Source organism: Streptomyces sp. M-16, from assembly GCF_052114405.1.
Classification (GTDB): domain Bacteria; phylum Actinomycetota; class Actinomycetes; order Streptomycetales; family Streptomycetaceae; genus Streptomyces.
Genome location: NZ_JBFRER010000145.1, coordinates 1 through 17,972 on the forward strand (window position 1 = coordinate 1; position 17,972 = coordinate 17,972).

Below are 17,972 nucleotides of genomic sequence, written 5' to 3' on the forward strand. Positions count from 1 at the left end.
GCGGACCGCCCGGGAGTGGGTGGCGAGGTCGTGGCCGTCGATGCGGATCTCGCCGGCGTCCGCGCCGATGAGGGTGGAGAGGATCTTCACGGCGGTGGTCTTGCCGGCGCCGTTCGGTCCGAGCAGGGCGAAGACGGTGCCGGCCGGGAYGKSCAGGTCGATGCCGTCCAGGACGGTCTTGTCGCCGTAGGACTTGCGCAGCCCGTTCGCCGCGATGGCCAGGTCGGTCATGAGAGGGGCTCCCTTTCGAGGCTGCGGGTCAGAGGCTGCGGGCGGTGATGTCGCCGTAGGAGGTGGTGGCGTGGATGTCGAGGGCGGCGTGGGCGCCGTCGGCGTTGCTGAGGGTGTTGTGGATGCGGCCGTAGGCGGTGCCGGCGTCGAGGGTGGCGGAGGTTCCGCGGGCGGCGCCGACGGTGATGTCGCCGTGCTCGGTGCGCAGTTCGACGGTGCCGCGGCGGGCCTCGGTGATGCGGAGGTCGCCCTGGCGGGTGCTGATCCGGGCGGGCCCGGTGAGGCGGCCGACGGTGATGTCGCCGGCCTGGACGGTGAGGCGGGTGCTCGCGCTCTCGTCGAGCTTGACGGTGGCCTGGGCGGCCTCGAAGGTCACGTCGCCGAGGCGTCCGACGCCGCGGAGTTCGGCGGCGGCGGCCTTCGCCTCGACGTGGGAGCCGGCGGGGAGCTGGATGGTCAGCTCGACGGATCCGGAGTTGCCGAGCAGCCGGTTCTTGGCCGGTGCGGCGGCGACGTGCAGGACGCCGTCGCGGAATGCGACGGTGATCTGCTCGGCGGCCTTGACGTCGCGGCCCTTGGTGGCGTTCGCGGGCCGGACCTCGACGGTGGTGTCGCTCCGGTCGGCGGCGATCAGCCGGATGTGTCCCGCGGGGATGTCGAGGACGGCGGCGACCGGGGTGGGGGTGGCGAACTTCTGCACGATGTTTTCCTTCGGCTCGTTTTTTCCGATGACCGAAAGCTACGTTGCGTTCATAGAACGAGCAACAGACTCGTTGCGCTGAATCTGCATTTATGCAGGTAGAGAGCCTCAAATCGTTGCAACGGCCCTGAATTTAATGCAACAGTCATCGCTCGGCTCGTTGCAATGGATTGGGCGTGAACGCTATTCGAGGCACGGCTGACAAGATCGCCCCGTCCGTCGCCGCGTGACGGACCCGACCGCCCAGGAGAACCGGATGACCACCTTCGTCCTCATACCCGGCGCATGGCACGGCGCGTGGACCTTCGAACCGCTCGCACGGCAGCTGCGCGCCCACGGCCACCAGGCGTTCCCGCTGACCCTGACCGGGGTGGGCGACCGCAAGCACCTGATCGGCTCCTCGGTGAACCTCGACACCCACATCCAGGACGTGGTCGGCGTCCTCGCCGAGCAGCAGGTCACCGACGCCGTCCTGGTCGGGCACAGTTACGGCGGCATGGTCATCACCGGCGCCGCCGACCGCGCCCCGGAGCGGGTCGCGGGCCTGGTCTACGTCGACGCGATGGTGCCCGCCGACGGGGACTCCTGCTGGTCCCTGGTAGGCGAGCAGGAGCGCGGCTGGTACCTGAACGGCGTCGGCGAGACGGGCTACGCGTGCGCCCCGCTGCCGTTCTTCGACCCGCGGGCCACCCCGCACCCGCTGGCCTCCCTGCTCCAGGCGGTCCGCCTGGAGGGCGGGCTCGACCGGTTCCGCAGCCGGGACTACGTCTACGCCACCGGCTGGGACGGCGCCTCCCCCTTCACCGGGACCTACGACCGCCTCCGCGCGGACCCCTCCTGGCGTACGCACGCACTCGCGTCGGGCCACAACGTGATGCGGGACGCCCCCGAGGACCTGCTGAAGGTGCTGCTGGAGGCCGCCCGGGGCTGAGCCCTGACGTTCCGGGGCCGGGCGGCGCCCGCGCCCCGGCCCCGGAACGTCGGGGGCGCCCGGCTCAGGCCGTGGTGCGGCTCACCGGGATCCACAGCTGCGCTTCGGACCATGTCGGGTCGTCCTGCGACGGCCGGGTGCGCAGGATCTCCGGCCCCGGGCGGTACTCGTACGGGTTGGACGGGATCCACTGGGCGGCCACGTCACCCCACATCTGCTGCAGCGCCTGCGGGAACGGCCCGGAGTTCTCGAACACGGCCCAGGTGCCCGCCGGGCACTCCAGTACGTCGAGGTCCTCGGGCAACTCGGCGGCAGAGGACACCACCGCGTGGTAGTAGTCGAGTTCGCTCCCCTCCTCGAAGCCGTCCGACTGACGCACGGTCGCCGACACCACGCCCTCCGGGTCCTGGTCCGAGAGGCCGGCGATCCGCAGCATCGCCTCCGGCGGGATGCTCTGGATGTGCTCGGCGATGTGCGGGTTGACCCCCTGGTAGATCAGCGGGACGCGGGCCTTCTTGCCCACGACCCGGAACGCTTCCTTCTCCACGATCCGGTACCGCATGGTGCTGTTCCCTTCGACGGTGAGGCGGAAGGACAGCCGGGGCTGCGAGTTCAGAGCCGCGCCGGTACGCCTGGCCTCGCCGGGACCGACGCCGTGCACGGCACGGAACGCCCGGGCGAAGGCCTCCCCCGAGGTGTAGCCGTAACGGATCGCGATCTCCAGCAAGGTCGGTTCCCCTGCCAGCACTTCGGCCGCCGCGACGGTGAGCCGGCGGCGTCGGACGTACTCCGACAGCGGCATCCCCGCCAGTGACGAGAACAGCCGCCGGAAGTGGTACTCCGACGTGACCGTGATCCGGGCGAGCGCGGACACCTCGACGTGCCGGTCGAGGTGACCCTCGATGTGCTCCATGGCCTCGTTCAGCCGATCCAGCAACCCCGGCCTCCTTCCCTTTCGCCCACCACGCTAGGAAGGAACAAGCCTGCCGCACCCGACATCCTGTGCCCGCTCCGGTCGGGTGCGGGCATCGCCGGCCGGCCCGTCGCGGAGCCGCCGTCCCCCGCCACCCTCCCCCGCCACCGGCCCCGGCTCCCCGGGCCCGCTCGCCGGGGGAAGCCGTGCCGGGCCTCGGGGAAGCCGTGCCGGGGTTCAGGGGGCGGCGGCCGTGACGGACTCCAGGAACGGCTCCAGGGCGGCCCGCCAGGCGGCCGGCTGGTCGTAGTGGAGGTAGTGGCCGGCGTCGGGGATCTCGGCGTACCGGCCGGCCGGGAGGACGCGGACCATCTCCTGGGCCTCCGCGCGGCCCAGCTCGCCGTCGAGGCCGCGGACGACCAGGGTGGGGCAGCCGACCTGGGCCAGCTCCTCCCAGTGGGCGTCGTGGACCCAGGTCGCGCGGGCCGTCAGCATCTGGTGGCGGGAGAACAGCGGGCGCCAGCCGTCCGGGGCGCGGTGCATGACCTCGGCGAAGAAGGCGCCGCGGCCGGGGTCGGGGCGCTCCACCCGGGGATCGTCCTCGCCGAACCAGCGGCGGGCGGCGTCCTGGGTGGGGAAGGGCAGCGGCCAGCGCCGGAACCATTCCTCCCACTCCTGCTGCGAGGCCTCGCCGAGCGCGGAGGCCCTCATGTCGCAGATGACCACGGCCTGGACGAGATCGGGGCGGCGGGCCGCCAGCTGCCATGCGGTGAGGGCGCCCATGGAGTGGCCGATCAGGACCACGGGGGCGAGACCGAGCCGCTCGATGACGGCCTCGGCATCGGCCACGAAGGCCTCGCGGCCCAGGGCCCCGCGGAGATCGGTGCCGGCGGGCGGCCGCTCGCTGTGGCCGTGCCCGCGCTGGTCCAGGGCCACGACCCGGCGGTCCTCGCCGAGCCAGCGCGCCGTGCCGGCCCAGTGCAGGGCGCGGCCCATCAGGCCGTGGAGTAACAGGACCGGCGGATGCCGGGGCTCCGCGGGCGGTTCGCGGAACTCCCAGGCGGCAAGGCGGACGCCGTCGGCCCCCGTCACATCGATGCGCTGTACCACCGCAGATGCACCCCCTTCGCTCCCGGCCAGACTATCGAACCCGTATTCGAAACCGGGCGTCTCGCCGACAACACCGCTCTTTCGAGTGACCTTGCTCAAGGATTGGCGGCCCCTGCCGAGGGAGATCCTTTCCACAGGGAGGCGGGCCGCTCGGGGAAGACGGTCCGAAGGGGATGACCTTGAGAGCTCGGGGCTCCAGGTCAACCGGGGGAGGACGGGTCCCGGCGCCGTGAGGCGCCGGGACCCTTCACACGACCCCGCCCCGTACGGCGGACGTCAGCGCTTGGCGACGAAGACGTGCGAGGCGATGTCGGCGTCCAGCTCGGCGGCCTCGCCGCCGCTGCCGACCAGCACCCCGCCCGGGGACTCCGTCACGCTCACCACCGAACCGGGCTGTACGCCCGCCCGGCGCAGCGTGTACATCAACTGGGCGTCGGTCTGGATCGGCTCCCCGATCCGGCGGACGACGACCGTCTTGCCCTCGCTGCCCGGCGCCAGCTCCGACAGGCTGACCATGCCGTCCTCCAGGAACGGATCGGCCTCGGCCTTCTCCCCCAGCTCCTCCAGCCCCGGGATCGGGTTCCCGTACGGCGACTCGGTCGGGTGGCGCAGCAGCTCCAGCACCCGCCGCTCCACCGCCTCGCTCATCACGTGCTCCCAGCGGCAGGCCTCGGCGTGCACCTGCTCCCATTCCAGGCCGATGACGTCGACGAGCAGGCACTCGGCGAGGCGGTGCTTGCGCATCACCCGCGTCGCGAGCTTGCGGCCCTCGTCCGTCAGCTCCAGGTGCCGGTCGCTGGCGACGGCCACCAGGCCGTCGCGCTCCATGCGCGCCACCGTCTGGCTCACCGTCGGGCCGCTCTGGTCCAGCCGCTCGGCGATCCGGGCGCGCATGGGGACCACACCTTCCTCTTCCAGCTCCAGGATGGTGCGGAGATACATCTCCGTGGTGTCGATCAGTCCGGACATTCGTGCCCCTCGGATTGCGTGCGCTGGCCCTGTCCCCAATTCTGACGCATCGGGCCGACAACCGTCCCGCGCCGAGCGTCAAGGCATGTACGGGACATCTCCCGGGAAGCCCTCCGGTACTCGCCGGGAACGGCGCACGCACGCGTACCAGGCCTTTGGTCCACGGATTGACGTTCGTATTGACAGGCCCTTGGTCCAGACCGCACGGTGAGCGGCGGACACCGACGACGCACCCACCGCACCCCACCCTGGAAGGGCCTTCGGCGTATGAGCGAGAGCAAGCTGGCCGGGCAGTTCTTCGACGCCGCCATCGGCCTGCTGGAGCGGGTCCGGGACGAGGAGGGGGCCCGGATCTCCGAGGCCGGGGCCGTGATCGCGGAGGCCGTCGCGGGCGGGAAGCGGCTGTTCGCGTTCGGCGCCGGACACTCCTCGCTGCCCGCGCAGGACGTGGTCTACCGGGCGGGCGGCCTCGCCCTGATGAACTTCCTGGCCGTCCCCGGCACCGCCGGTGTCGACGTCATGCCCGCCACCCTGGGCAGCGCGCTGGAGCGGGTCGACGGCCTGGCCGGCGCGGTCCTGGACAGCAGCCCCGCCTCCGACGGCGACGTCCTCGTGATCATCTCCCTCTCGGGCCGCAACGCGCTGCCGGTCGAGATGGCCATGAACGCGCGGGCCATCGGCCTCAAGGTCATCGGGGTGACCTCGGTGGCCTACGCGACGGGGACCAAGTCGCGGCACGTGTCGGGCACGTACCTCAAGGACCACTGCGACATCGTCCTCGACAGCAAGATCGCGGTCGGCGACGCCGAGCTGACGGCCGACGGCATCGACGCCCCCTTCGCCCCCGCGTCCACCGTGGTGACCAGCGCGATCATGCAGGCGGTCATGGCGGCGGCGGCCGGCGAGATCGCCGCGCGCGGCCTGGAGCCGCCGCTGCTGCGCTCGGGCAACGTGGACGGCGGCCACGAGTGGAACGGCCGCGTGATGCAGGAGTACGGCGACCGGATCTTCTTCCGCCACTGAGGGGCCCGTCCGAGGGCCGGGCCGAGGGCGCGGCGCCATGGGTCGCACGGGGCGGCGGGGCTTGGCCGCGACCGCCCCCGCCCGCGCCCCGGCGGGCATCGCGTCGGCCACGCCCCCGCGACCGTCCACCGCTTCGACCCCGCGATCGCCGCCGTCATGCACGTCATGAAGAAGACCGGCCTCCCGGGCGTCAACGTGGGCCTGTGGATCCCCGGGCGCGGCGCCCCCGAACCGCCCGCCCGGGGCTACACGACCTTCAGCCCGGACGGGACCGTCACCGAGGCCACCGACTGGAACCCGTCCTGGGGTTGGGCCGCCGGGGCGATGATCTCCGACCTGGAGGACCTGCGGGCGCGGGTGCCCGCGCTGCTCGGCGGCCGGCTGCGGAGCCCGGCGACGCAGGCGCAGCGGCTGCGCGTCCGGCCGACGGGCGTCCCCGGCGTCTCGTACGGGCTGGGGATCGCCGATTTCGACGGCTGGTTCGGACACAACGGCGAACTGCCCGGCTACGAGACGATCGCCGTCGGGTTCCCCGGGAACAAGGCCACGCTCGTGATCCTGGTCGATTCCGACATCGACCGCGGCGGCTCGCTCAGCGGCCAGGTCGCGCACGCCGTGACGAAGATCGTCACCCCGGACCACGTCTGGGGCCCGCCCGCCCCCGCCCCGACGGGCGAGAGCACCCCTTAGCCGGTGCGGTGGGCCGCGGCCGCCGCCAGGTCGAGGTCGGCCGCGACGCGGGCCGCCACCTCCTCCGCGTACAGGGCGTCCGTACGGTCGAAGGCGGGGCGGGAGGGGCCCCGGAGGAAGGTGAGGGCGCCCAGGGTGCGGCCGCGGCTGCGCAGGACCGTGCACAGCGCGTGCGTCGCCCCGGCAGGCCACCGGCGGGTCCGGGCCCAGTTCCCGTCCGGGTCGGCGACGGCGCCGGGGGCGCTGGCCCGGACCGGGCCGATCCGGTCCAGGGCCTGGAACGCCGGGTGCGCCGCCTCGTAGCGGACCGGGATCGCGCCCGGTCCGGGCAGCAGCAGGGCCAGCCCGGACGGGGACGCGCCCGCCCGGACGAGCCGCCGCCGCTCGGGCCCCTCGGCTTCCAGTACGTCGACCAGCGCGTGCTCCGCGAAGCCGGCCAGGGCGAAGTCCAGCCGGACGGAGGCCGCCTCCGCCGGGTCCTCGCACTCGGCGGCGGCCCGCCCCGCCCGGTGCAGCTGGTGGGCCCGGAAGCGCAGCTGCCCGGTGTCCAGCTCGGCCTGCCGGGCCTCGGTGACGTCCTGGAACAGCCAGCCGACCCCCAGCGGCACCGGCTCCTCCGCGAGCGGCGAGGCCAGCCGCAGGAACCCGCAGCGCCAGCAGCGCCGCCGTACGCCTTCCGGGGTCCTCACCGAAACCCACAGCTCCAGCGGGGCCGGCGGCGCCCCCTCGGCCAGGACGTGCTGGAGCGCCCCCTCCAGCTCCTCGACGCCCTGCGCCAGCAGGTCCCCGAGCGGCCGGCCGAGCAGCGCGGTACGCCCGGATCCGAAGGCGCGCGCGGCGTGCGTGTTGACCACCGCCGGGCGCAGGTCGACGTCGACGAGGACGACGCCCCAGGAGGCGTCGTCCATCAGTGCCTCGCTGAGGGCGATGGACCGTTCCAGGTCGATCTGGGCGTGCACCTCGCTGAAGGCGCAGTAGACCCCCGCCGGTTTCCCGTCGGCACCCGGCACCCCGGCGGACTGGGTCCGTACGAGGATGCGCCCGCCGTCCTTGGTCAGCAGGGCGAACTCGTGGACCTGGCGGCCGGGCACGTGCTGGGCGGACATCAGCCGCTCCTGCACGTCGTCCGCGTCGGCGGCGCGCGCCGCCCAGCCGGCGAACCCCCGGCGGCCGACCGCCTCGGCGGCGGTCCAGCCGAGGATCCGCTCGGCCTCGCGGTTCCAGTGGGTGATCACTCCGTCGGAATCGAACGCGCACAAGGCGGCGTCCATCCCGTCGAGCAGCGCTGCGAGCAGATCGTCGGCGGTATCGGAACGTCCGGAAGCACTCACCTGGCACCCCCTGCAGGCGTTCGCGTGTGCGGCACGTCAGATCATTGAACTGGAACGTGACCCACACCACACCCACTTCCCGGAATCATCCCGGAATGTCCGGTCGGGCGGCCCTGCCGCCACCGGACCCGTCAGCCGCCGGTGATGACGATGACCATCACGACGACGAGGGCCACGAAGAAGATCCCGCAGCCCCAGAGCACCCCCGCCATCATCCGGCCCTCGCGGACCACCTGCCGCTCCATGCGGGCCAGCGCCTGCGGATCGGAGGCCCAGTCCGCGCCGCGCAGCTCCTCCCAGGCGGCCCGCATCAGGCCGATCTCGCGCGCGACGTCGACGTGGTTGTCGTCCACGTACATGAGCTGGACGCGGCGGCCCGCGGAGTCGTAGACGTACGAGATCACGCGCGGCTGGTTCTTGTTCATGCCGGCGCTCGGATTGGGCACGGCCCGGATCTCCTGGATCTCCTCCCAGGCCAGGCGGCGGCTCCCGGTGAAGCGGCGGACCCGGACGCCCTTGAGGTCGATGGAGGTCGCGCAGCGCTTCGAGGCCCACACCAGCCAGCCGAAGAGCACCAGGACCGCCGCGATGAGCAGCAGTTTCACCCCTGCGGGCACGTCGTCCAGGTTGAGCACGGACAGGACGACGCCCGGCGTACCGATGCCGACCGCGACGTACACGGCGGACATCTGCTGGGACCGGATCCGGTAGTCGCGCGGCAGCAGCTCGGCGCTCATGCACACCCCTCCCCCGATGGCGGAGAGCCAGTGTAGGGAGTAACCGCCCCTCGAAACAGGGTGGTTGAGGGGGTCGATCGGGGTCCGATAAATAGGGTTGAGGACCTCCGGCAGGAGGCCTAGGCTCTGCCGTACACGAGAAGGGAGGTGGTTCCCGAAATGTACGGAAACCGGACGCGTGAGGTGGCTGCGGGCTAAGCGCCCGTCGTCGCACGCACCCAGTGCGGTGCCCGGCGGGAACGCCGAGCGCCAATCCCAAGCAGTCACCCGACCCGCGGGCTCGCCGGTACGTCCGGCCGGCTCCTCTCACTGCAGGAGAGGAACCCGAGCCCGCGGGTCGTCTGCATGTCCCGCGCCTTCCCCCGTCCCGGTACCCAGCCCCGGTGTCCCGTCCCGCCCGGGGGCGCCGCCTCAGGGGCAGAGGCGCTCCACGTGCCACTTCCCGCCCTCCAGGGCGTAGCGCAGACGGTCGTGCAGCCGGTTCTCGTGGCCCTGCCAGAACTCCACCGCGTCGGGCTCCACCCGCAGCCCGCCCCACTCCGTCGGCACCGGGACCTGCTCGCCCTCCGGGTAGCGGGCCTCCAGCTCCGCGTAGCGGCGGTCCAGCTCCGCCCGCGAGCCGATCACCCGGGACTGCTCGCTCGCCCAGGCGCCCAGCTGGGAGCCGTGCGGGCGGGAGCGGAAATAGGCGGCCGTCTCGTCGCGGCCGACCCGGGAGGCGGTACCGGTGACGACGACCTGGCGGGCGATCGGATGCCAGGGGAAGAGCAGCGAGACGTACGGGTTCGCCTCGATCTCGCGACCCTTGCGGGAGCCGTAGTTCGTGAAGAACACGAAGCCCCGCTCGTCGAACTGCTTCAGCAGCACCGTGCGGGAGCTGGGACGGCCCTCGGGCGTGGCCGTCGAGACGACCATCGCGTTGGGTTCGAAGACGTGCGCGTCCGCGGCCTGCTGGAACCAGCGGGCGAACTGTGCCATGGGGGTGTCGGCGAGGCTCCCCTCCTCGACGATCTCGGAGCGGTACTGCTTGCGCATGACGGCGGGGTCAAGGTCCTGATCGGTCACGCGGGCCATCCTGCCGCAGGACGGCACCCGGGGGTGTGCCGTATGTCACGCTTCCCGAACCACCGGAGGAACGGACAAAATCTTGGGGCCGGTCCGAGGGTCCCCGCACGGATGACCACCGGCCGTGCCGGGCATCAACGGGGATGACCGCGCCGGACCGCGAATCACGCCGGGAGCCGCGCGTGTTCGCACTATCTGAGGAGCCGCCTGATGTCCGATTTCGTACCCGGACTCGAAGGTGTCGTCGCGTTCGAGACGGAGATCGCCGAGCCCGACAAGGAAGGCGGATCGCTCCGCTACCGGGGGGTGGACATCGAAGACCTGGTCGGCCACGTCTCCTTCGGGAACGTGTGGGGCCTGCTGGTCGACGGTGCGTTCAACCCCGGCCTGCCGGCCGCCGAGCCCTTCCCGATCCCGGTGCACTCGGGCGACATCCGTGTGGACGTGCAGTCCGCGCTGGCCATGCTCGCACCGGTCTGGGGCCTGAAACCGCTGCTGGACATCGACGAGCAGACCGCGCGCGACGACCTGGCGCGGGCCGCCGTCATGGCGCTGTCCTACGTCGCCCAGTCCGCCCGCGGCCAGGGCCTGCCGATGGTGCCGCAGCGCGAGATCGACAAGGCCGAGTCCGTCGTCGAGCGGTTCATGATCCGCTGGCGGGGCGAGCCCGACCCCAAGCACGTCAAAGCCGTCGACGCCTACTGGACCTCGGCCGCCGAGCACGGCATGAACGCCTCCACCTTCACCGCGCGGGTGATCGCCTCGACCGGCGCCGACGTCGCCGCGGCGCTGTCCGGTGCCGTGGGCGCGATGTCCGGGCCGCTGCACGGCGGGGCGCCCTCGCGCGTCCTCGGCATGATCGAGGAGATCGAGCGCACCGGCGACGCCGTGGCCTACGTGAAGAAGGCCCTGGACAAGGGCGAGCGGCTGATGGGCTTCGGCCACCGCGTCTACCGCGCCGAGGACCCCCGCGCCCGCGTGCTGCGGCGCACCGCCAAGGAGCTGGACGCCCCGCGCTACGAGGTCGCCGCCGCCCTGGAGAAGGCCGCCCTGGAAGAACTGCACGCCCGCCGCCCCGACCGGGTGCTGGCGACCAACGTGGAGTTCTGGGCCGCGATCATGCTGGACTTCGCGGAGGTCCCGGCGCACATGTTCACCTCCATGTTCAGCTGCGCCCGTACCGCCGGCTGGTCGGCGCACATCCTGGAGCAGAAGCGCACCGGGCGGCTGGTGCGGCCGTCGGCCCGCTACATCGGGCCCGGGCGCCGCAACCCCGCCGACATCGAGGGCTACTCGGACATCGCCGAGACCGCCTGATCCGGTCGTACCGGTTCGTGAAGGGCGCCGCACCCCGGTCGGGGTGCGGCGCCCTCGTGCGTCACGTCAGCGCGTCCTCGATGATCCGGGACCACTGGGCCACCACCCGGGCCCGCCGGGCCGTGTCGTCGGTGAGGACATTGGCCAGGCCGAGGCCCCGGGCCATGTCCAGGAGGCCCTGCACGGTCTCCCGTACACCGGGCACCGACTCGTCCGCGCCCAGCAGCTCCACCGCGATCCGGTGCGTCTCACGGCCCACGCGGGCCTCCAGCTCGGTGACCCGGGGGCGCAGCTGCTCCTCGTTGGAGGCCGCGACCCACAGCTGGAGCGCGGCCCGGAAGAGCGCGCCCGTGTACAGGTCGACCAGGGCCTCGACGACCGCATGACGCGGGGCCGGGGCCGAGTGGAAGAGCTCGCGCAGGGCGGTGGAGCGCTCCTCGGAGACGTACTCCACGGCCGCCGTGAAGAGGACCTCGCGGGTCGGGAAGTGGTGCTGGGCCGCGCCGCGCGAGACGCCGGCGCGTTCGGCGACCACGCCGACCGTGGAGCCCGCCCAGCCGTGCTCGGCGAGGCAGGAGACCGCCGCCTCCAGGAGGTGGCGGCGGGTGACCCTGCTGCGGGCCTGCTTGGGTTCCTGGCGGATGGCCCGGGGGGCTTCGGGGGTGCCGGGGGTGCCGGGGGTGCCGCCCCTGGGGGTGTCGGTCATCGTGCCCATGACGGGTCCCGGCGCTCGAAGCGGGCGGTGATGCCCTCGCGGGCCTCCGCGGAGGCGAAGAGGCGTGCTGAGAGGTCCGTCAGGCGTGCGCCGTCCCGCTCCAGGGTCTCCCGCAGCCCGGCGGTGACCAGGGCCTTGGTCTCGGCCAGGGCCTGCGGGGAGGCCTTGCGCAGGCCGTCCAGGACGGGCCGCAGCGCCGTGTCCACGTCGTCCGGGGTGTGGAGCGTGAGCAGGCCGATGCGGGCCGCCTCGGCGGCGTCGAAGGGCTCGGCGGTCAGGAAGTAGCGGGACGCGGCGCGGGGGTCCAGCCGCGGCAGCAGGGACATCGAGATCACGGCGGGGGCCAGGCCGAGGTGGGTCTCGGTGAAGGCGTACGAGGATTCCGGGCCGGCGGCGGCGATGTCGCAGGCGCCGAGCAGGCCGAGGCCGCCGGCGCGGACGTGTCCGGTGACGCGGGCGACGACGGGCTTGGGCAGCCCGGCGAGTTCGCGGAGCAGGGCCAGGAAGTCGGCGGGGTCGCAGGGGGACTTGAGGTCGGCGCCCGCGCAGAAGGTGGTGCCGGTGTGGGTCAGGACGACCGCGCGGGTGCCGGGGTCGGCCGCGGCGGTGGCGAGGGCCGCGCGGAGGGCGGCGACCAGGTCCGTGGAGAGGGCGTTGCGGTTGGCCGGGGAGTCGAGGGTGAGCGTGGTGATGCCGGTCGCCTCGGCGGCGTGCACGAGTGGGGCCATGTCTCCTCCGGAGGGGGTCTGCGGGTGCCCTGGCCGGGCGGGGATGGGGGTGGGTCGGGGTCCGGGTCGGGGTGGGGGTGGGGCGGGGTCGGGGGGCCGGGGCCGGGGTCGGGGCGGGGTGTCGTCCGGGACTGCATGATTTATGGCGCCCTCTCCGCGTCCGAGTGTGCGGGCGGCACCGCGCGCCAACAAATCACGTTTTACGTCCCGGACAACACCCCGCCCCGTCCCCGCCCCCGGCCTGCGCGACCCCGCCCTGGTCAGAACCAACCCGGCCAGCCAGGTGGGAACGACCCCGGCCTGGTGGGAACGATCCCGCCTCGGCCGGGTTGACCCCGGCACGGCACGTTGACCCCGTCCCGGTCAGGCCAGGTCGACCCCGGGCCGGGCGGGGGCTCGTTCGGGTTCGGGGGGAGCGGTCAGTAGGACTTGGGGAGGCCCAGGGTCTGGTGGGAGACGAAGTTGAGGATCATTTCCCGGCTGACCGGGGCGATGCGGGAGACGCGGGACGCGGTGATGAGGGAGGCCAGGCCGTACTCGCGGGTGAGGCCGTTGCCGCCCAGGGTGTGGACGGACTGGTCGACCGCCTTGACGCAGGCTTCGGCGGCGGCGTACTTGGCCATGTTCGCGGCCTCGCCCGCACCCAGATCGTCACCGGCGTCGTAGAGGTGGGCGGCCTTCTGCATCATCAGGCGGGCCAGTTCCAGGTCGATGTGGGCGGCCGCCAGGGGGTGGGCGATGGCCTGGTGGGCGCCGATGGGCTGCTTCCACACCTGGCGGGTCCTCGCGTAGTCGACGGCCTTGGCGAGGGCGTGGCGGCCCATCCCGATGGCGAAGGCGGCCGTCATGATCCGCTCGGGGTTGAGGCCCGCGAAGAGTTGCAGGAGGCCCGCGTCCTCGTCGCCGACCAGGGCGTCCGCCGGCAGGCGGACTTCGTCCAGGGTGAGCTCGAACTGCTTCTCCGCCGCCTGGAGTTCCATGTCGATGACCGAGCGCCCGAAACCGGGGGCGTCACGGGGGACGATGAAGAGGCAGGGCTTGAGGCTGCCGGTCTTCGCGTCTTCGGTGCGACCCACGATCAGCGTGGCGTCGGCGATGTCCACGCCGGAGATGAAGACCTTGCGGCCGGTGAGGATCCACTCGTCGCCGTCGCGGCGGGCCGTGGTGGTGATGCGGTGGGAGTTGGAGCCGGCGTCGGGTTCGGTGATGCCGAAGGCCATGGTGCGGGTGCCGTCGGCGAGACCGGGGAGCCAGGCCCGCTTCTGGGCTTCGGTACCGAAGCGGGCGATGACCGTGGCGCAGATGGCGGGTGAGACGACCATCATGAGGAGGGGGCAGCCCGCGGCGCCGAGTTCTTCGAGGACGAGGGAGAGTTCGGCGATGCCGCCGCCCCCGCCGCCGTACTCCTCGGGGATGCTGACGCCGAGGTAGCCGAGCCGGGCGGCGTCCGCCCACAGCTCGTCGGGGTGGCCGCCCTCGCGGGCGATACGGGCGAGGTACTCCCGGCCGTACTTCTGGCCGAGGGCGGCCACCGCCGCGCGCAGGGCCTTGTGTTCCTTGGATTCGAGGGTGGAGCTCATCGTGGCGTTTCCTCCTGGACTACGGCGAGCAGGGCGCCGAACTCGACCTGTTGGCCGGTGGCGGCGTGGAGCGCGGTGAGCGTGCCGGAGGCCGGAGCGAGGATGCGGTGCTCCATCTTCATGGCCTCCAGCCAGAGCAGGGGCTGCCCGGCGGTGACGGCGGTACCGGGGGTGAGGCCCTCGGCGACGCGGACGACGGTGCCGGGCATGGGCGCGAGCAGGGAGCCCGGTTCGGTGCGGTCCTGGGGATCGGGGAACCGGGGGACGGGGACGAGGGCGTGGGCGCCGAGGGCGGAGTCGACGTAGACCGTGTTCGATTTACGTTTCACGTGGAACACCCGGCGCACGCCGTCGACTTCGAGGGTGACGAGCGTGGGCGTGGCGGCCAGGACGCGGACGCCGGGGTGGTTCACGGGGTGGTACTGGACCTCGTGCTCCGTGCCCGCCGAGGTGTAGCGGCGGGTGTGGGGCCGGGAGCGGAGGTTGCGCCAGCCGCCCAGGCGGGAGGCCAGGGGGGCGTCGGCCTCCGGGGCCGCGTCGGCCAGGGCGGCGGCGAGGGCGGCCAGGGTGGCGTCGGGGGCCTCCTCGGTGAGGGCGGCGAGGTGGCGGTCGTAGAAGCCGGTGTCGATCCGGCCGGAGGTGAACTCCGGGTGGCGCAGGGAGCCGACGAGCAGTTCGCGGTTGGTGGTCAGGCCGTGGATGCGGGCCCCCGCGAGGGCGTGGGCGAGGATCCGGACCGCCTCGGCGCGGGTCGGCGCGTGCGCGACGACCTTGGCCAGCATCGGGTCGTAGTGGACGCCGACCGGGTCCCCCGCGGTGAAGCCGGTGTCGACACGGACCCCGGCGGGGAAGTCGAGGGTGTGCAGGACCCCCGTCTGCGGGCGCCAGTCCCGGGCCGGGTCCTCGGCGTAGAGGCGGGCTTCCACGGCGTGGCCGGAGGGCTCCGGGGGCGTCACGGGCAGGGCCGTTCCCTCGGCGACGCGGAGCTGGAGGGCGACGAGGTCGAGTCCGAAGACGGCTTCGGTGACCGGGTGTTCGACCTGGAGGCGGGTGTTCATCTCCAGGAAGTACGGGCGGCCGTCCTCGGTGACGAGGAACTCGACGGTGCCGGCTCCCCGGTAGGAGACGGCGCGGGCGGCGGCGACGGCCGCGGTGTGCAGGGCGTCGCGCAGGGCGGCGGGCAGGCCGGGGGCGGGGGCCTCCTCGATGACCTTCTGGTGACGGCGCTGGAGGGAGCAGTCGCGGGTGCCGAGTGCCCAGACGGTGCCGTGCGCGTCGGCGAGGACCTGTACCTCGACGTGGCGGCCGCGTTCCACGTAGGGCTCGGCGAAGACCTCGCCGTCGCCGAAGGCCGACAGGGCCTCGGCGGACGCGGCGTCGAGGGACTCCTTGAGGGAGTCCAGGTCGCGTACGACGCGCATGCCGCGGCCTCCGCCGCCCGCCGCGGCCTTGAGGAGCAGGGGGAGGTCCGCGGGGGTGGCGCCGGCCGGGTCGACGGGGTCGAGGAGGGGGACTCCGGCGGCCCGCATCAGCTCTTTGGCCCGGGTCTTGGAGGCCATGGCCTCGATGGCCTCCGGCGGCGGACCGATCCAGGTCAGGCCGGCCGCGCGGACCTGCCGGGCGAAGCCGGCGTTCTCGGAGAGGAAGCCGTAGCCGGGGTGGACGGCGTCGGCGCCCGCGGCGACGGCGGCCTCGATGATCAGGTCGGCGCGCAGGTAGGTGTCGGCGGGGGCGGCGCCGGGCAGGCGGACGGCCGCGTCGGCCTCGCGGACGTGCAGGGCGTCCGCGTCGGGGTCGGAGTGGACGGCGACGGTGGCCAGGCCCAGGGCGCGGGCCGTACGGAAGATCCGGACGGCGATCTCGCCCCGGTTGGCGACGAGGAGGGAGGTGATGGTCATCTGCGGGCTCACATCCGGAAGACGCCGAAGCCGCCACGGACGCCCTCGACGGGGGCGTTGTGGACGGCCGAGAGGCACAGGCCGAGGACGGTGCGGGTGTCGCGCGGGTCGATGACCCCGTCGTCGTACAGCCGCCCGGAGAGGAAGAGGGGGAGGGACTCGGATTCGATCTGGGCCTCGACGAAGGCGCGCATCCCGGCGTCCTGTTCCTCGTCGTAGGGGAGCCCCTTGGCCGCGGCGGACTGCCGGGAGACGATCGAGAGCACGCCCGCGAGCTGGGCGGGGCCCATGACGGCCGACTTGGCGCTGGGCCAGGCGAAGAGGAAGCGGGGCTCGTAGGCGCRTCCGCACATGCCGTAGTGGCCGGCGCCGTAGCTGGCGCCGATGAGGACGGACAGGTGCGGGACGCGGGAGTTGGAGACCGCGTTGATCATCATCGAGCCGTGTTTGACGATGCCGCCCTGCTCGTACTCCTTGCCGACCATGTAACCGGTGGTGTTGTGGAGGAAGAGCAGCGGGATGTCTCGCTGGTTGGCGAGCTGGATGAACTGGGCGGCCTTCTGCGACTCGGCGCTGAACAGCACCCCCTGGGCGTTGGCGAGGATGCCGACCGGATAGCCGTGCAGGGTGGCCCAGCCGGTGACCAGGCTGGTGCCGTACAGGGGCTTGAACTCGTCGAAGTCGGAGGCGTCGACGATGCGCGCGATGACCTCACGGGGGTCGAAGGGGGTCTTCAGGTCCGGCGGGACGATGCCCAGCAGCTCCTCCGGGTCGTGGAGGGGTTCGGCGGCCCGCGGCGGATCGGCGTACGGCTTGCGGTGGTTGAGGCGGGCCACGATGCGGCGGGCCTGGCGGATGGCGTCGTACTCGTCGAGGGCGTAGTGGTCGGCGAGGCCGGAGACGCGGGCGTGCATGTCGGCGCCGCCGAGGGACTCGTCGTCGCTCTCCTCGCCGGTGGCCATCTTGACCAGCGGCGGGCCGCCGAGGAACACCTTCGAACGGTCCTTGATCATGACGGTGTGGTCCGACATGCCGGGGATGTAGGCGCCGCCGGCGGTGGAGTTGCCGAAGACGACCGCGACGGTCGGGACGCCCTCCGCGGAGAGCCGGGTCAGGTCGCGGAAGACGGCCCCGCCCGGGATGAAGATCTCCTTCTGGGAGGGCAGGTCGGCGCCGCCGGACTCCACGAGGCTGATGCAGGGCAGCCGGTTGAGGCGGGCGATCTCGTTGGCGCGCAGGGCCTTCTTGAGGGTCCACGGGTTGCTGGCGCCGCCGCGCACGGTCGGGTCGTTGGCGGTGATCAGGCACTCGACGCCCTCGACGGTGCCGATGCCGGTGACCATCGAGGCGCCGACCGGGTAGTCACTGCCCCAGCCCGCGAGCGGGGACAGCTCCAGGAAGGGGGTGTCGGGGTCGAGGAGCAGTTCGACGCGCTCGCGGGCCAGGAGTTTGCCGCGGTCGCGGTGGCGGGCGGTGTACTTCTCGCCGCCGCCGGCCAGGGCCTTGGCGTGTTCGGCGTCGAGTGCGGCGAGCCGTTCCAGGGCCTCGGTACGGGCCAGGGCGTGCTCGGGGGAGCGGGGGTCGACGGTGGTGCCGAGACGGGTCATGGGCGGGTCCCCTCCGGGGCGGGCGGCGGCAGGAGGTGCGTCGGGATGTCGAGGTGGCGGGCCCGCAGCCATTCCCCGAGGGCCTTGGCCTGGGGGTCGAAGCGGTGCCCGGAGGCGACCCCGGCGCCGAGGAGGCCGGGAACGGTGAAGTTGAGGGCGTGGAGGTTCGGCAGCTCGTGCCGGGTGACGGGGAGGGCGGCGGTCTCGGGGAGCAGGGTCTGGAGCAGCTCGGTGGTGAGGGTGGCCCGCAGCCACTCCCAGGCGGCGTCGTCGCCGACCCAGACGCCGATGTTGGCGTCGCCGCCCTTGTCGCCACTGCGGGCTCCGGCCAGGGTGCCGAGAGGGGCGCGGATGGTGGGGGCACCGCCGTGGCCGACGGGGGCGGCGGGGCCGGCGGGCGCGGCGGGGCCGGCGGGCGCGGCGGGGC

18 protein-coding genes are annotated in these 17,972 nt (G+C 73.2%); 4 read left to right on the top strand and 14 right to left on the bottom strand.

Features of this window, described 5'->3' with window-relative positions:
* Together AB4039_RS37430 and AB4039_RS37435 are read right to left on the bottom strand one after the other, a co-directional pair.
* Positions 1-231, bottom strand: a 231-nt coding sequence (locus tag AB4039_RS37430) for an ATP-binding cassette domain-containing protein (protein ID WP_442272851.1), incomplete at its 3' end; no start/stop codon positions are given.
* Between the two features lie 28 nt (positions 232-259).
* On the bottom strand, positions 260-931 hold the full coding sequence (locus AB4039_RS37435; RefSeq protein ID WP_442272852.1) for a DUF4097 family beta strand repeat-containing protein: 672 nt from the start codon (positions 929-931) through the stop codon (positions 260-262).
* A gap of 226 nt (positions 932-1,157) precedes the next feature.
* Here AB4039_RS37435 and AB4039_RS37440 point away from each other — a divergent pair, with 226 nt between their 5' ends.
* Positions 1,158-1,862 carry an alpha/beta fold hydrolase gene (locus AB4039_RS37440; RefSeq protein ID WP_442272853.1) on the top strand — a complete coding sequence of 235 codons (705 nt, stop codon included), beginning with the start codon at positions 1,158-1,160 and terminating at the stop codon, positions 1,860-1,862.
* Positions 1,863-1,926: 64 nt separating this feature from the next.
* On the opposite strand, the gene AB4039_RS37445 is transcribed toward AB4039_RS37440, so the two are convergent.
* From AB4039_RS37445 to AB4039_RS37455, 3 genes are all read right to left on the bottom strand, one after another.
* On the bottom strand, positions 1,927-2,799 hold the full coding sequence (locus tag AB4039_RS37445; RefSeq protein ID WP_266840836.1) for an AraC family transcriptional regulator: 873 nt from the start codon (positions 2,797-2,799) through the stop codon (positions 1,927-1,929).
* Between the two features lie 213 nt (positions 2,800-3,012).
* The gene (locus AB4039_RS37450) at positions 3,013-3,885 is read right to left on the bottom strand and encodes an alpha/beta fold hydrolase (protein ID WP_266840834.1); all 873 of its coding nucleotides are present in this window, start codon (positions 3,883-3,885) and stop codon (positions 3,013-3,015) included.
* Positions 3,886-4,161: 276 nt separating this feature from the next.
* A complete protein-coding gene (locus AB4039_RS37455) occupies positions 4,162-4,854 on the bottom strand; it encodes a metal-dependent transcriptional regulator (RefSeq protein WP_266840832.1) in 693 nt (230 codons plus the stop codon).
* 267 nt (positions 4,855-5,121) lie between these two features.
* Between AB4039_RS37455 and AB4039_RS37460 the strand changes: the two genes are divergently transcribed.
* Entirely contained in the window at positions 5,122-5,877 is a 756-nt protein-coding gene (locus tag AB4039_RS37460; RefSeq protein WP_266840830.1) for an SIS domain-containing protein, read from the top strand.
* 165 nt (positions 5,878-6,042) lie between these two features.
* Complete coding sequence (locus AB4039_RS37465) at positions 6,043-6,567, top strand: serine hydrolase (protein WP_442272854.1); 525 nt, start codon at positions 6,043-6,045, stop codon at positions 6,565-6,567.
* On the opposite strand, the gene AB4039_RS37470 is transcribed toward AB4039_RS37465, so the two are convergent.
* The 3 genes from AB4039_RS37470 to pdxH form a co-directional block, all read right to left on the bottom strand.
* Positions 6,564-7,898: a PAS domain-containing protein gene (locus AB4039_RS37470; protein WP_442272855.1), complete on the bottom strand. Its 1,335-nt coding sequence runs from the start codon at positions 7,896-7,898 to the stop codon at positions 6,564-6,566. The genes AB4039_RS37465 and AB4039_RS37470 overlap by 4 nt on opposite strands.
* Before the next feature lie 131 nt (positions 7,899-8,029).
* Complete coding sequence (locus AB4039_RS37475; RefSeq protein ID WP_266840825.1) at positions 8,030-8,635, bottom strand: PH domain-containing protein; 606 nt, start codon at positions 8,633-8,635, stop codon at positions 8,030-8,032.
* Between the two features lie 411 nt (positions 8,636-9,046).
* On the bottom strand, positions 9,047-9,709 hold the full coding sequence (gene pdxH, locus AB4039_RS37480; protein WP_266840823.1) for a pyridoxamine 5'-phosphate oxidase: 663 nt from the start codon (positions 9,707-9,709) through the stop codon (positions 9,047-9,049).
* 201 nt (positions 9,710-9,910) lie between these two features.
* Between pdxH and AB4039_RS37485 the strand changes: the two genes are divergently transcribed.
* Entirely contained in the window at positions 9,911-11,017 is a 1,107-nt protein-coding gene (locus tag AB4039_RS37485) for a citrate synthase 2 (RefSeq protein ID WP_266840821.1), read from the top strand.
* Positions 11,018-11,078: 61 nt separating this feature from the next.
* On the opposite strand, the gene AB4039_RS37490 is transcribed toward AB4039_RS37485, so the two are convergent.
* The 6 genes from AB4039_RS37490 to AB4039_RS37515 form a co-directional block, all read right to left on the bottom strand.
* On the bottom strand, positions 11,079-11,732 hold the full coding sequence (locus AB4039_RS37490) for a TetR/AcrR family transcriptional regulator (protein WP_442272856.1): 654 nt from the start codon (positions 11,730-11,732) through the stop codon (positions 11,079-11,081).
* The gene (locus tag AB4039_RS37495) at positions 11,720-12,460 is read right to left on the bottom strand and encodes an enoyl-CoA hydratase family protein (RefSeq protein ID WP_266840817.1); all 741 of its coding nucleotides are present in this window, start codon (positions 12,458-12,460) and stop codon (positions 11,720-11,722) included. The genes AB4039_RS37490 and AB4039_RS37495 overlap by 13 nt, the downstream gene beginning before the upstream one ends.
* Positions 12,461-12,879: 419 nt before the next feature.
* Positions 12,880-14,040, bottom strand: a complete 1,161-nt coding sequence (locus AB4039_RS37500; protein ID WP_266840815.1) for an acyl-CoA dehydrogenase family protein — start codon at positions 14,038-14,040, stop codon at positions 12,880-12,882.
* The gene (locus AB4039_RS37505; protein WP_442272857.1) at positions 14,037-15,938 is read right to left on the bottom strand and encodes an acetyl/propionyl/methylcrotonyl-CoA carboxylase subunit alpha; all 1,902 of its coding nucleotides are present in this window, start codon (positions 15,936-15,938) and stop codon (positions 14,037-14,039) included. Before AB4039_RS37505 ends, AB4039_RS37500 begins: the two co-directional genes overlap by 4 nt.
* An 8-nt stretch (positions 15,939-15,946) precedes the next feature.
* Entirely contained in the window at positions 15,947-17,545 is a 1,599-nt protein-coding gene (locus AB4039_RS37510; protein WP_442272858.1) for an acyl-CoA carboxylase subunit beta, read from the bottom strand.
* On the bottom strand, positions 17,542-17,972 hold a 431-nt coding region (locus tag AB4039_RS37515), incomplete at its 5' end, for an AtuA-related protein (protein WP_442272859.1). The genes AB4039_RS37515 and AB4039_RS37510, both read right to left, overlap by 4 nt.